The sequence below is a fragment of the Bengtsoniella intestinalis genome (genome assembly GCF_039719005.1).
GTDB lineage: Bacteria > Bacillota > Clostridia > Oscillospirales > Oscillospiraceae > Oscillibacter > Oscillibacter intestinalis.
This window is the reverse complement of sequence record NZ_CP133584.1, coordinates 986081-999657: the sequence shown is the minus strand read 5'-3', so window position 1 is coordinate 999657 and position 13577 is coordinate 986081. Positions and strand designations below refer to the sequence as shown.

The 13577-nt window shown below is 49.1% G+C and carries 11 protein-coding genes; 2 read left to right on the top strand and 9 right to left on the bottom strand.

Annotation, left to right across the window (positions count from 1 at the left end):
- Positions 1–14: 14 nt before the first annotated feature.
- The 9 genes from RFF05_RS04900 to RFF05_RS04860 all read right to left on the bottom strand — a co-directional run bounded on the left by RFF05_RS04900 (position 15) and on the right by RFF05_RS04860 (position 10360).
- Positions 15–554, bottom strand: a complete 540-nt coding sequence (locus tag RFF05_RS04900; RefSeq protein WP_409969273.1) for a chromate transporter — start codon at positions 552–554, stop codon at positions 15–17.
- Positions 551–1546, bottom strand: a complete 996-nt coding sequence (locus RFF05_RS04895) for a biotin--[acetyl-CoA-carboxylase] ligase (protein ID WP_409969272.1) — start codon at positions 1544–1546, stop codon at positions 551–553. The genes RFF05_RS04900 and RFF05_RS04895 overlap by 4 nt, the downstream gene beginning before the upstream one ends.
- Before the next feature lie 15 nt (positions 1547–1561).
- The gene (locus tag RFF05_RS04890; protein ID WP_409970083.1) at positions 1562–2620 is read right to left on the bottom strand and encodes a Coenzyme F420 hydrogenase/dehydrogenase, beta subunit C-terminal domain; all 1059 of its coding nucleotides are present in this window, start codon (positions 2618–2620) and stop codon (positions 1562–1564) included.
- A gap of 5 nt (positions 2621–2625) precedes the next feature.
- Positions 2626–3831 (bottom strand): polysaccharide pyruvyl transferase family protein, encoded by a 1206-nt coding sequence (locus tag RFF05_RS04885; RefSeq protein ID WP_409969271.1) that lies wholly within the window; start codon positions 3829–3831, stop codon positions 2626–2628.
- Positions 3832–3861: 30 nt separating this feature from the next.
- Complete coding sequence (locus RFF05_RS04880) at positions 3862–4350, bottom strand: deoxycytidylate deaminase (RefSeq protein WP_409969270.1); 489 nt, start codon at positions 4348–4350, stop codon at positions 3862–3864.
- An 11-nt stretch (positions 4351–4361) separates the two neighbouring features.
- Positions 4362–5975: a peptide ABC transporter substrate-binding protein gene (locus RFF05_RS04875; RefSeq protein WP_409969269.1), complete on the bottom strand. Its 1614-nt coding sequence runs from the start codon at positions 5973–5975 to the stop codon at positions 4362–4364.
- A 168-nt stretch (positions 5976–6143) separates the two neighbouring features.
- A complete protein-coding gene (locus RFF05_RS04870; protein ID WP_409969268.1) occupies positions 6144–7088 on the bottom strand; it encodes an AEC family transporter in 945 nt (314 codons plus the stop codon).
- Between the two features lie 105 nt (positions 7089–7193).
- Positions 7194–7616 carry a hypothetical protein gene (locus tag RFF05_RS04865; protein ID WP_409969267.1) on the bottom strand — a complete coding sequence of 141 codons (423 nt, stop codon included), beginning with the start codon at positions 7614–7616 and terminating at the stop codon, positions 7194–7196.
- 71 nt (positions 7617–7687) lie between these two features.
- The gene (locus RFF05_RS04860) at positions 7688–10360 is read right to left on the bottom strand and encodes a hypothetical protein (protein WP_409969266.1); all 2673 of its coding nucleotides are present in this window, start codon (positions 10358–10360) and stop codon (positions 7688–7690) included.
- Positions 10361–10642: 282 nt separating this feature from the next.
- On the opposite strand from RFF05_RS04860, the gene RFF05_RS04855 reads away from it, so the two are divergent.
- A complete protein-coding gene (locus RFF05_RS04855) occupies positions 10643–11860 on the top strand; it encodes an IS110 family transposase (RefSeq protein WP_409967781.1) in 1218 nt (405 codons plus the stop codon).
- Between the two features lie 286 nt (positions 11861–12146).
- The gene (locus RFF05_RS04850; RefSeq protein ID WP_409969265.1) at positions 12147–13517 is read left to right on the top strand and encodes an IS4 family transposase; all 1371 of its coding nucleotides are present in this window, start codon (positions 12147–12149) and stop codon (positions 13515–13517) included.
- Positions 13518–13577: the final 60 nt, after the last annotated feature.

The following is a 13577-nucleotide window of genomic DNA, read 5'->3' as shown; positions in this document are numbered from 1 at the left end:
CAATTGCAGGTATATCATGAGGCCACCTTCTTTCCTTGGAGATAGATGCCAGCCAAGGCGGCACCCATGACAAACCAAGCAGGGGAGGCGGAGAAGGCGGTCATGAGGATGAAAATAAGCAAGAAAATCACCGTGGTGGCTTTGTCTACCACGGCTTTTTTATACAGTCCCACCACGGCGTTGAAAATTTGCACGCAGACGCAGACCCGAATGCCTGCAAAGGCATAGTTCACCCATTGCAAATGGCTGTAGGCGGTGATGACCCCAGCAAGAATGCTGATGATAACCAAACAGGGAAACACCATGCCCAGTGTGGCAAAGATGCCGCCCGGCACTTTTTTTTGCTTGTAGCCCACAAAGGTGGCCACGTTGATGGCAATGATGCCAGGGGTGCATTGTCCAATGGCGAAGTAATCGGTTAACTCCTCTTGGGTGACCCAACCATGCCCCTCTACCAGTTCGCGTTGGAGTATGGGTAGCATGGCATAGCCACCGCCAAAGGTCATGGCACCAATGCGGGCAAAGGTGATGAATAAGTGCCAATACAGGTTCATAGTGGTTCCTTTCCGTAAAAGCCGTGGATCGAAACTTCGCCAGATTGGAGGGTTTCCAAAGTTCCATCCACATGGCGCACCACCAAGGCAAATGTATCGTCAATGGCGTGGCCTGTCACAGGTTGGCTGGTGCCGTCCAGACGGACAATTTCCAGCGCTTTGCCTAGATTGACACAGCGCTCACGATAGGGAGCCAAATAGGTTTGGGGGGCTTGGAGGCTTTGCGACAGGGCGTCCAAATGTTTGAGCATCAAGGCTGTCAGTTGGGGACGAGAGACGGTGTACCCCATCTGCTGCAACGATACGGCGCAGGCGGTCAGTTCATCGGGAAAGGCTGTTTGACCCACGTTGATGCCCATGCCCAGCACCACATAGTCCACCCGACCTGTTTCCCCTTCGATAGACAGCTCTGTGAGAATACCGCAGAGCTTTTTTTGCGCCACCACAATGTCGTTGGGCCATTTGATTTGGGCTTGCAAACCACAAATTTCTTCCACAGCACGGCAGATGGCCACCGCTGCCATGGCAGTCAGAGGCATCAACGCTTGGGGGGCGCATTGGGGGCGGAGTAAGAGGCTCAAGTAAATGCCAGTGCCAGCAGGGGAGTGAAAACTACGCGCCATTCGTCCCCGTCCTGCGCTTTGGCAATCGGACACCACCACTGTGCCATGGGGGGCGAGTTGAGCGCCTTGGACGGCAAGGGTTTTCAAATAAGAGTTGGTGGAGTCCACCGTTTCAAGGGCGTCTAAGGTGTGGGCAATGGTCAGCCCTTGGGGCAGATACGACTGGATTTCCCCTTGGGTAAGCAGGTCGGGGGTTTGCCCTAGGCAGTAGCCAAGGCCCGTTCTGGCTTGGATTTCATAGCCATCTTTGCGCAGACCATCCACTGCCTTCCAAACGGCGGCGCGAGAGAGCCCAAGGCGTTGGCTGATGGCTTGACCAGATACATAGCCCCCTTGACGGAGTAACGATAAAACAGCTTGACGACTCATGGGTGCACCTCCTTTTTATCGGTGTAAGAGCTTGTGCAGTTGCTCCTGAGCAAGGCGCACAGGCACGGCAGGTAATTTGTAAAACCGCTTGTACACAGTTTCAAAAGGTTCCACAGCATAGGTGGCAAAAAAGCTGGCACGCTGTGGAGAGCGGGGCAAGGGTGCCGACAAGGCAGCATTGCCTGCAACCGCTTTGTTAAGACAACATTTTTTCTTTTCCATAGGCAACTGGTCAAAGATATAGCTGCCGTGGGCGGTGTTCACCATCAGCAGGGAGATTCCTTTGTCGTGTTGGTCAGGGAATTGGTCTTTGTCCAAACCCCAGAAGTCTCCAAGGGTCAAATCTCCAGGGCGGGTGGTGGACGCATAGCGACAGTTGTGACAGCTAGGACGGAGAATCAGCCCTTGATTAATGGCATGGCCATAGGGGGTTTCATCAAAGGGAGCAGAGTCGATGCAACCGTTTTCGTAGTGGATTGTCAAATGGCTTTTTGACCAGCCAGTTACTTTTTCGCTAAAGTCTACACGGGACACGGGGCTTTTGGCTTTTTGTGCCCAATAGGCCACCGTATCGCCCCATACAGAGGGAGAGGGCACCCCATGACACACCACGTCGCAGGTGGTGAGATTGTCGGGGCGAGCACCTAGATATTGGTACAGACCATCCACTTGGCAAGGGGTGCCAGAGAAGAGCACAGGGCGTGTTCTCAGCCACGCTTTGATTTGGGGATAGACACTGGATAAATCGCTTTGCACATATTTGGCGCCACGGAATTGCACGCATTGCTCGGCGGTAAAGGCGGCAGTGTGGCGCAGATGGAGTTTGCTGTCAAAGGCGGCACCGAACACCACGCCACCTTGGGCAATGGTATCTTGGGCCAGCAAGGAGAAAATCCCACCAGAGCTAGAGTCCTTGCGGACTTGTTGATTTGGATTCCAAGCCCCGTATACCACAGGGACATTGGGGGTGGACTTGGGTTTTAAAACAGGGCAAACTTGGGTGCATTGATAGCAGGACACACAGCCCTCCACGTTGATGTGGGGGTAAGAAAACCCTTCGCTATCGGGCACCATTTCAATCACCTGCGTGGGGCAGGTGGTGGCGCAGGCGGTACAGCCAGTGCAAACATCATGGGGCGCCAGCTGGGGAATGGTTGGGGGGTGGAAGCGCTTTGCGGCACAAAGGGAACGTTTTGCAAGGCGGCTTTTAAATAGGACAAGGAGTGGTCTCTGGCCTGCGCCAAAGTGTTTGCCACGGCTTGATAATCGATGGGATCTAAAAGGCCAGCGGTGTCGCCTTTGCCGATGATGCGCTGGGTCAACCCTAAGGTAGAGAGGAGATTATAGGTGCGAGAGCGGTTGGGAGAGTGGATTTCTGCCAGAGACACCGAGGAGAAAAAGGGTTTTTCAAACACGGTGGAAAAGACTGTGCCATGGAAGGAGTTGGTGCACACATAGCTGGCATTTTGGAACAGACCCAAAAACTCTTGAGGGCCAGCATCTAGCACACAGGTGGCCTTGGGGTGCACCTTTTGGCTCACACCGCAAAGTTGCACGATGGGCAAACCAGTGCGCTTGGAAAGCTGGCGCACGTAAGAGGCCATGGCGCTTTCTTTGTGGATGCAATAGCATAAAATATAGCCCCCTGTTTGTTTGGGAGGCACCGCCAGCGCCGCCCATTGCTTTTTGGAGAGCAGTAGCGTAGGGTCTAGCACCACAGGCACATCTTGTCCAGTGGCGTCTTTGACCATCTCAGCGCCTTGGCGTTCGCGGACAGAAACGTGGGAAAAGTGGCTTAAATAGCCAGCCAAATCCCCAGATAGTTGAGGCGGCAGTTGAGAGGAGCCAAAGCTGGGGGCGTAGGCGATTTTCCGTTTGTGGGAAAAGTCGCCGAAAAACACAGGGTCAAACTGACCACTGGGAGACAGCTTGGCATTCCAAATTTGGTTGCTACCAGTCAACAGCACATCCACTTCGGGACATCCCTTGGCCAAATCCAAACTGGAGTGAAAACGGATAGAGCTTTTGCGCAGATGGGTGGCTTTGGCTTGTTCAAAGCGGTCGTAACGGCGCTTTAAATCTTTATAATGAGCGGAGGTGTGAAGGTTGTCCACAGCAGAGCCTACAGATTGTGGTTTGCGAAAGAGGGTGTTTTTCTTGCCAGTGTGATAGTCTAGCAAGGTGCATTGGGCACCCAAAGCCTCCACCGCTTGTTGGGTGGCATATGCTTGCAAAAAGGTGCCGTAATGATGGGTGTGATAAAAGGTGAGCAGTCCAGCGTTCAAAGCGGATGGTTCCTTTCTGTAGAAATTACGTTAATCAGGGTCACGGGGCAACAATAAATCATCTTCGGCAATCCAATCGTCCACATTGACCACAGTGAATTCTGTGGGGGTGCGACGGATGACCACACGGGCAAGGCCAGCGTTGATAACTTGACGGCGACACATGGGGCAGGAGGTGGCATCGGGCAACAGTTCCCCTGTTTGGGCGTTGCGCCCCACCAAATAAATGGTGGCACCCACCATGTCACGGCGGGAGGCGGAGATGATGGCATTGGCCTCAGCGTGGACACTGCGGCACAGTTCATAGCGTTCCCCGCGGGGCACCTTCATGGCTTCACGGGTACAAAACCCCATGTCCACACAGTTGGCGCGACCACGGGGGGCGCCATTGTAGCCAGTGGAGATAATCTCATCGTTGCTAACGATGATGGCACCGTACACACGGCGCAAGCAGGTGGCGCGCTCTAGCACGGTTTGGGCAATGTCTAAGTAATAGTTTTCCTTGGAAATACGGTTCATATGCACCTCCGTTAAGGATTGCGCTGGGCAATGGTGGCAAAGCCGAACCAACCCCGCGCATCTCGGGTAATACCAGTCATATCTTCGCTTAACAGCCAACCTGTTTGGGTAGAATATAAGGGGATGAGGGCAAAATCTTCTAGCAAGAGCTCCTCGGCATCGTGGAGACAGCCCATGCGACCACTGGTTTCAGAGGCGGTGGCGGCAATGGTTACCAAGGTGTCATAGGCGCTGTTTTCATAGCCGATGACATTGAGGGGACTGGTGGAGAGCCAAGGGCTGAGATAGGGCTCAGGGTCGTTGACTTGGGGGCTGAGGCTGGTCAGTGCCAGTTGATAACTACCCTCAGACATGGCTTGCGCCAAGGTTTGGGCATCCATGGCCACAGGGGTCACGGTGAGACCCAAAACAGAGCTCCACTGTTGGCACAGCGCCGTGGCGATGGCCTTGTTATCCCCTTGGTTGGTGTAAAACAGTTCTAGGGTGTATGCTTCGTTATCCCATGGATAGGTGGATTGGGCCAAGGCCAGTTGGGCAGCGGTTTGCCGCTTGGCATAGGTATCGCTGTCGGTATCCATGGCGGTGTAGGCTTGGCGGAAGCTATCTTGACCCACTTCGGCAATGCCCTCTGGCACAATGCCTTGGGCCACTTGAGCGGTGATGCCTGCCACGGTGGCCACGGCGGAGAAATCCACAGCATTGCTCAAGGCTTCGCGCACCAAGCTGTCTTGCAAAATTTCATCTTGGTTGTTGATGGCCACATAGCGGATGTCCAGTAAGTCAGCCACGGCGTAGGAGATTTCTTCCTCCAATAGTTGGGTGTAAATATCATCAGAGACAGGCCACACAAACGATACCGTTTGGCTTTCGTACCAATCCCAAGCGGTGGTGGCATCTGGGGCCAGAAGAACTTGGATTTCATCAGCAGTGGCGGCAGTGCCATAGTGACTTTCAAAGGCGGTTAAGGTGATGGTATCATCGTCCATGTCACTCAAGGTGTAGGCCCCGCAGGTGACCAAGGTTTGGTTGTTTTCGGCTTCTACCACGTCTTGGCGTTGTGGCAAGGTGGCAATGGCGGTGCAAACTTCTTGCAAAAACCAGTCGGTTTCCCCTGTGACCACCACTTCTAGCACATCGTCGTCTAGGGCGGTGACTTGCAAATAATCGGGGTTGCCAGTTTCTAGCACGTCTTCATAGCCTGCCACCATAGACAGCAAGGCGCTGTATGGGGTGTTGGCCTCTGGGCTGACCAAACGCTTCCAAGCGTACTCAAAATCTTGGGCAGTGACCAGTTCGCCATCAGACCAATAGGCGCGGCGCAAGGTGAAGGTATAGGTGGTGGTGGCGTCAGTGTTGGCGGTTTCTTCCACAGATTTCGCCAAGGCGTTGCTTATCTCTACTTGACCGTCAGCATTGACAGTCTGGGTCATCAAATTGTCGTAGAGGTTATAGAGTAAGGTTTGGCTGGCGATATCCGTGGCGCTGATGGGGTCTAAGGAAAGATCCTCCCCCACCAAGGCCACTTGGAGGGTAAAGGGTTGAGAGTCTTCTTCTTGGGCTTGTTCGCAGCCGCTGAGAATTGGCAATGCCAAGGCCAAAAGGGCTGTAATCCATAGGCGTTTCATAAGTGCTCCTGTTCTATATCGATGAATGGGATAGTAGACGTCATAATAAATCCATTTTATAATAAGACATTATACCCATTAGAGGGGGCAATGTAAAGAAAAAACGACAAAAAAATAGCAAACGCAACCCATTGTTTACGTTTGCTCTTTATAAACTTCGTTTTTTAGTTACATATGTAAGAAAAATTGGAAAATAAACACCATAATGGGCATGGTAACAGCGCACAATAAGGTGGATACCACGTTGATGGCAGATACATAGGGAATATGCTTGCTTTGGTAAATTTGAGAGAGCTGTACCACAGTGGAGGCCGCAGGGCCTAAGGCGCAGATGAACATAACAATGATGATGTTCTCGATGTCGGGATGTGCCCAGACCTGTGCCAACAGGTAAAAGGGAATCATAATCACCGCAGGCAAAATCAGCAAGCGTAAGGCGGCAACGCCATAGACGCGCTTGTTAGAAAATACAGATTTTAAGTCTTGTCCGCCTAAGCTCAAGCCGATGACCAGCATACAAATGGGGCCAAGGCAGGCGGCTAGGTTGGACACGGTGGTAGCAATGGGGCCAGGGAGGGTGATTTGGGTGAAAAAGAAGAACAGTCCCACAGCGATGGAAATCATGCAAGGGTTTTTCAGGATTTTTTTCACGTCAACTTTGGCAGACCCACTCATTAGCGTCACACCGTGAGACCAAAGGAGTGCGTTTTGTGTGGCAAAAAAGGCACTCATGTAAAACACATAGCCTGCACCTAAAGAAGCAATGCCAGAAATCAAAGGGATGCCAAAATTACCAGCGTTGCTATAGACGGCGGAGGCTTTTTCTTCAGAGGTGATGCCAGCTTTGCCCAGCAGGTGCATGATGGGAATGGCCACCAAATGGATAACTGTGGCGCAGATAAAGGCCAGCGCCAGTCCAGAGAGTTGGTCGTGGTTCAGCTCACTTTGGAAAGACTGCATAATGGTGCAGGGGGTCAAGGCATAGACGGCCACCCGTGAGAGAATATAGCTTTGGTCGGGGGAGACAATGTTGAAACGGGCGAGAATATACCCCACACAGCAAATCAGCACCATGGATAAAATCTGTTGGGCAAGGGCAAGACTTAATTCCATAGAAGTATGCTCCTTTCGGTTTCTAGTAGGATTTTTTACAATCTATATAGAATAGCATAGTTTGGAAAAAAAGGAAAGAAGATTTTCACGTTAAACGGCAGAAAATTAAACGGTAGAAAATTCCACAGCATGGCAGATGCAGGGGATTGTCTCTCCTTGCAGGCTGGTTAGAGGAGATAAGAGGGCGCCAGTGGGGGCAAACAGCACGCGGCGAAAGGTGCCGTTTTGCAATTTGGGTAGCACATGGGCGCACAGTACGCTGGCGCTACACCCTGCGCCAGAGCCACCGGCGTGCATATCTTGGGCAGTGGCATCATAGAGCAGCATACCGCAGTCTTGATAATTACGGGTCATGTCCACACCGCGGTTGCAAAACAAATCCTGCACAATAGCATGACCCAATGACCCCAAATCCCCAGTGAGAATCAAATCATAATCGCTAGGACAGGTGCCAAGGGCAGCAAAATGTGTGCGTAACGTCAGATAGGCAGCAGGAGGGAGTGTGAATTTAGGACAATGTGAATCCAACCACCTGTCTGATGAACTTAGACAGGTGGTTGGATTTATAGGGGGTTACAGGGACGAAGGCAATGGGTGGGTCAATCTTCGATGACTGCCAATGCTTGTTCTTCAGTTGCGAAAATTCGTTTTGACAAGGGTTCGTGGGTGCTATCAATGTGGTAGTTCATCGATTTGTTCAATTCTTGTTGGATTTTTTGGAGTTCTGTAATTAACTTGCAAAACGCATTTTTATCAATGTCTAATTTGTTGAGTGCAAGAGACTTTTTCCCATATTTTACATCACCGTTTTTATCTAATTCCAATGCGGTGTATGGGATGATTGCACCCACTGATTTTGTAAGGATGGAATACCCAAGAACGCCAAGAGCGATGGCTGGTGTTGCAAAAGCGGCGACAGTAGCGGCGGATAGAGTAGATGCTGCTACGCCTGCGCCTACCAAAGAACTTGTTGCCCAAGATGTTGCGGTCAGTGAGGGGATGGTTGCAGTGGCGGTGGCAGCGCCTGCACTCGCAGCACCTGCGAACCCTGCTGTAGCACCTGCAGTGGCAGCACCTGTCGCAGATAAAGACTTTGCTCCAATGGGGTGATGATAAGAGCAGAGCCCATGGATGGTCAACAGCCAATCTTCATCGGGGATTTGGGTGTTATCTAGCACCAATAGCGTTGCAGATTTATAGGTGGCCAAGTTTTTTTGATGTGCCTTAAAGAAGTCATTAAATTCACTACTTCCAGCGTAATACAATTTGACATTCTTGGCCTTTTCTTTTAGTAAGCTGTTTTGTTTCGATGCGATACAGTTGGACATACGTTCTTTTAGCTCATCCTCCTGCATATCTATTTGCGCATATTGTGAAAAGGCTTTCCAAGAAATTTCATTTTTGTTATAGTCAGATGGCTGATGGTCAAAAAAGATTTCTTCGCTCTGATTGGGGGTTTTCATGGATTTATACGAGAGTAACTTCGTCTCAGCAATAGAAATATCCTTCATTTCGGTACAATTTTCCAGACAGCTGTGTGCTTTTTTAATCACAATGCGGAATGCGTCTTCCATGAAAACGTCAAAGGATAGGGATAAGAACAATTTGTAGATAATCTCCTTGTTTTTAGCCAGATATTGTAAGGCGACTTTTTTGTGCGACAGCTTTTTCAAAATAGAAGAATGTACTTCCTCCAGGGTTTCTTCAGATGTAAAGGGCAAGCTGGCTAAATCTTCATAGCATGCATTGATAGTAGCAAGCATATTCTCTGTCAGCTCTTTGCCATTTGTGAATATGATTTCTTTGCGTTCGTCTTGCTCGTGGGCTTGTATCGCCAAGGCTTTGGGGGTATCTTCAAAAACAAAATCAGCAGTGGTATCGTCAAATATCTCTGCAAAGCGCATTTTGTTATATTTGACCGTGTATTGGTCTGCCAAATCAGAAACAATGCTGCGATAAGATTCGTATAAAGCAGTTCTGCGTAATAAAATGAATTCTCTAAGTGCTTGTTCACGGGCGGCATTTTGTTCTGCCGACGTAGCAAGTGGCGTTTCACAGGGAGGAAGGCGAAGTAAATATTCTTCCGGAACTCGTGTTTTGAGTGTTGTGTATAGTATTCGTAAATCGGGATCTCGGTTTGTTAAATACCCTTCCACATAATAGCTACTGAGGAATTGGGCGTTGACAATTTGGTTATGTCCTTCATTGACCAGCATCCGCATTAAATTTGTGGCATTGTCCCAGTCACTGATGCGAAGATAGGCCATGGCGCACAGTTGCAGTACATCGTTGGCATTGCCAGCACTTTTGCTGGCACGTTGCAGTAGAGCGCTGAGCTCGGCTTTTTTCGAGTCAGTAATTTGTTCTTTTCCTTGTAAGCGCAGCTCAAAATATTCCAAAGCACAAGCGGCAAGAATTTGGTCTTCTCGTAAAATGTTTTGGCTGGCTAAATTTAGCAACTTCTCAAAATGCACCATGGCTTTGTCTGGATATCCGGCTTCATTGGCGGCATGACCGATGTAGTAATGGAAAGGTGGATAGGCTTGGAAGTTAGGCTCGATATAGAGTAGGCGTTCATAACGGCGCAGGGGGTCCTTATCCAATAGGATTTGGTTGTATTGGGTGATTTGGCGCTCAGTTAAGCGGTATTCGTCAGGGAATTGGTAAGTGTCGGCCAACCGCCAAGCAGTTTCAAACAATTCACGGCGCAGACCGTTCAGTTGTTCCATGGCAGAGCGCTGCAGTTGCCATTCGTTTTTTTCTTTGGCTAAGAGTAGGGATGCTTTGGTTTTACGGTAATTCATATAGCCAATGCCAGCTTGTGTGGCCAAAGAAGCGGCTACAGCCAAAGGACTACCGCCCATAATCACGCTGAGGCTTGGCACTGCTGACCAGATAGCATTTTTTATGTTGTGTTGGTATTCTTGCTCCAGCATGGCTTTTTTGCCAGCTTCGATGCGAAAATAGGTAATGGTATCCAAAAGGTGCTTGAGAATATCTAATAACGCTTCGTCTTTTGGCATGTTTTCAATGTTGAGATTGTTGAGGATGGCTTCATACTCCTGCTCCATAATCCCAAGGTCATTATAGTCCACAATTTGAGAAACGGACACCGTGCAGAGATTTAATGCATAGGCGGCTTTTCGCTTGTCTTCATCGGAAACCACGGGGGATTGGGCATTGTTGCTTCCTGCCACTTGTGCAATTTGTGCTAAGCTTTCTTGGATTTTTGCCAGTGCGAAGCGATCATCACCGGATGTAAAAATAGACATAGATTATTCCTCCTACAATATAAATTAAGGTTTAAGGCACGGCTGCCAGCCGTGTCTTTTGTCTTTTTGTTGCCTAAGCTGTTAGAATGGGAGAGAACAGGTCTGGCTCTGTTTTCCGAGGGCTTACACGCCCGCAAAGGAGTCCGCCAGCCGCCTCTCTCGTTCGCAGCATTCGATTTGCGCAGGTTGTGCCACCAAGACTGGTGCGTTCGTGTCACTCAGGAGATTGAACAAGCAGCGAAGAAAGCGGAATGCCTAATCAAAATACATGGAGGAAACAATATGAACGCAGTCGGAATCGATATTTCCAAAGAATTCAGCGTGGTAGCCGCCCTGCGGCCTATGGGTGAGGTGGCGCTCCCACCTCGTACTTACCAGCACGACAGCCACAGCATCGACGTACTGGCGCAGGAAATTCTTGCGTTGGGTGCGGACACCCGTGTCATCATGGAGGCCACTGGTCGTTACCACGAACCAGTCGCCCAGACACTGAGCCAGCACGGTATCTACGTCAGCATTCTCAACCCACTACTCATCAAGCAGAGCGGTGGTGGCTCCATCCGCAAGGTTAAAACCGACAAAGCCGATGCCCTAAAAATCGCAAAATACGGGCTTGACAATTGGGTGGATTTGCGAGAACATACACCTATGGAAACCATACGACAACAATTAAAGCTCTGCACACGGCAGTACAATTTGTACATGAAAACCATTGTTTCATTGCAAAACAACCTAATTTCTCTCTCGGATAAGACCTTTCCAGGCGTCAACGAGCTGTTTTCTAGTCCTGAGCGCAAGGATGGTCATGTCAAGTGGATTGATTTTTTGGCTACATTTTGGCACTGTCACTGCATTGCAACCGTCAGCGAAAAGTCCTTCACAGACCGCTATCAAAAATGGTGCAAGCGAAAGGGGTACCATTTTCAACCCAAAAAGGCGGCTGAAATTTACGCAAAAACCCAGAAAATGATTGTCACTCTGCCCAAAAACGACTACGCAAAATTGTTGGTTGTGACGGCGGCCAAGCAACTCATAGCCTCCAAAGAAACCCTCTCTGAGATGAAAATCGAGATGAACCGCATGGCTAAAGAGTTGCCCGAGTACGACACCGTCATGGCGATGTACGGCGTAGGCGAGGCCACTGGCGTACAGCTGATGGCGGAGATTGGGGATGTGCGTCGCTTCGCCCACCGCAGCTCCATTGTGGCGTTTGCAGGGGTGGATCCGTCGGTCAACCAGTCAGGCAAGCAGACCTCTCAAGGCGGAAAGACCACCAAACGTGGCTCGCCCCACCTGCGCAAAACGCTGTTTCAGGTGGTGTCTACCTACGTCAAGAAGAAGCCTGAGGACGAGGCGGTGTACCAGTTCATAGACAAGAAACGTGCCGAGGGCAAGCCCTACTACGTCTACATGACGGCCGCACAGAACAAGTTCCTGCGGATTTATTACGCTCGGGTCAAGGAGTGTATGCTGGCTCTGGAGACCGCCAGCGAGGGCTAAGTGACGCTAATTTCATAGTTTTTCAGGTCAGTGATTACACCTTCTTTCTCTGGCCTGTTTTGTTATGCCTGCTTTGTCATCTCACAATTTTTGTGAGATTTTTTCATTTTAGGGCTTGACTTTTATTTACAGGACTCCTTTAATTCTAGTGTCATGGAAATGGGGATGTGGTCTGAACAATGTCATTAAGATAAGCCTGGGTGCTACAAGAAAAACACCCAGAACCTTTTAAAAAAAGCTTGACAATTACAAAAAAATGTGCGGTCGCCTTCATTGACTTTGGTCAATGAAGGCGACCCTTGTTATTGAGCATAACGCTGATAACAAAGGAGATGCACACATGACATTCACAACAAAAAACATAAAAAGAACACTAAAAAAATCCATAAAAACCCTTTCGCAAAACGCTGTAAAATATGCTGAAAATCCAGAAAAAGACTTCACCCGAAATAGGAAGTTACCATTTGAAAAAGTAATTGAAACAACCTTATCTCTCACAGGAAAAACACTATATGGGGAATTATCCGAACAATTCGGCATACATTCATCCTCACCTACAGTATCCGCTTTTGTGCAACAACGAAACAAAATCAAATCAACTGCCTTCGAGGATTTATTCCACCAATTTGTTGCCGAAACAAACCAACCCATCACCCACCGTGGCTACCGCCTTTTGGCTGTGGATGGCTCTAGTTTGCACGTTCCCACCAACCCAAAGGAAGTGGATTCTTACCATCAAAAGGCCAATGACTCCAAGCCTTTTAACCTTTTGCACCTCAACGCCATGTACGATATTTTGCGCAAAACCTACGTGGATGCAACGGTTGAAAAGGGTGAAAACAAGGCCTTTGCCACCATGGTGGCACGTAATCAATCAAAAGTACCCACCATTTACATTGCTGATAGAGGCTACGAATCGTACAATAATTTCGCTCATGTGCAAGAAAGAGGGCAAAAATTCCTTGTCAGAGTGAAGGATTCTGCTTCACGCAACGGTATTTGTCACGGATTATCTTTGCCTGTTGGTGAGGAGTTTGACGTTTCACTGACGCTACACATTTCACGCAAGCAAACAGCGCAAGCCAAAAATCAAAACCTGAAATTTATCGCCCATAGTTCACCATTTGATTTTTTACCCTGCAAAATAAAGAAAAATGAAAAAATCGAGCCATATCCGTTATATATTCGCCTGGTTTGCTTTAAACTTTCTGAAAATTCTTACGAAACGGTTGCCACAAATTTGGATAAAAGTGAATTTGATTCTGCTGCCCTCAAGGATTTGTACGCCAAGCGATGGGGTATCGAAACGTCCTTCCGCTCTTTGAAATTCACCGTCGGATTGCTGTATTTTCACAGCAAAAAGACGAAGCTTCTTCTTCAAGAAATCTTCGCCAAGTTGATTATATACAATTTTACACAGTTGATAACCTCGTGCATTGCTGTAAAAAAAGTTACCAGAAAGCGGGTTTATCAAATAAATTTCGCTGTTGCCACTCAAATTTGTCGTAAATTCTTTGGGAAGAATGTACCCGTCGCCGAAGTTGAAGCCTGCATCGCAAAAAACCTAACACCCATACGAAATTTGCCCTCAAACCCACGCAAGCGACGCAACACGAACCCCAGAACCGACACCTCTTTTTTCTATCGCTTGGCGTAATGCCACGTTATAAGGACAAGCAAGCAGATTGAAAAATCTGCTTGCTTGTCCTGCGCATTT

Coding starts and splice junctions, on each gene's coding strand:
- RFF05_RS04875 (WP_409969269.1), bottom strand. CDS start 5,975: ATGAAACGCCTATGGATTACAGCCCTTTTGGCCTTGGCATTGCCAATT.
- RFF05_RS04880 (WP_409969270.1), bottom strand. CDS start 4,350: ATGAACCGTATTTCCAAGGAAAACTATTACTTAGACATTGCCCAAACC.
- RFF05_RS04870 (WP_409969268.1), bottom strand. CDS start 7,088: ATGGAATTAAGTCTTGCCCTTGCCCAACAGATTTTATCCATGGTGCTG.
- RFF05_RS04895 (WP_409969272.1), bottom strand. CDS start 1,546: ATGAGTCGTCAAGCTGTTTTATCGTTACTCCGTCAAGGGGGCTATGTA.
- RFF05_RS04850 (WP_409969265.1), top strand. CDS start 12,147: ATGAAGGCGACCCTTGTTATTGAGCATAACGCTGATAACAAAGGAGAT.
- RFF05_RS04890 (WP_409970083.1), bottom strand. CDS start 2,620: ATGGTGCCCGATAGCGAAGGGTTTTCTTACCCCCACATCAACGTGGAG.
- RFF05_RS04855 (WP_409967781.1), top strand. CDS start 10,643: ATGAACGCAGTCGGAATCGATATTTCCAAAGAATTCAGCGTGGTAGCC.
- RFF05_RS04900 (WP_409969273.1), bottom strand. CDS start 554: ATGAACCTGTATTGGCACTTATTCATCACCTTTGCCCGCATTGGTGCC.
- RFF05_RS04860 (WP_409969266.1), bottom strand. CDS start 10,360: ATGTCTATTTTTACATCCGGTGATGATCGCTTCGCACTGGCAAAAATC.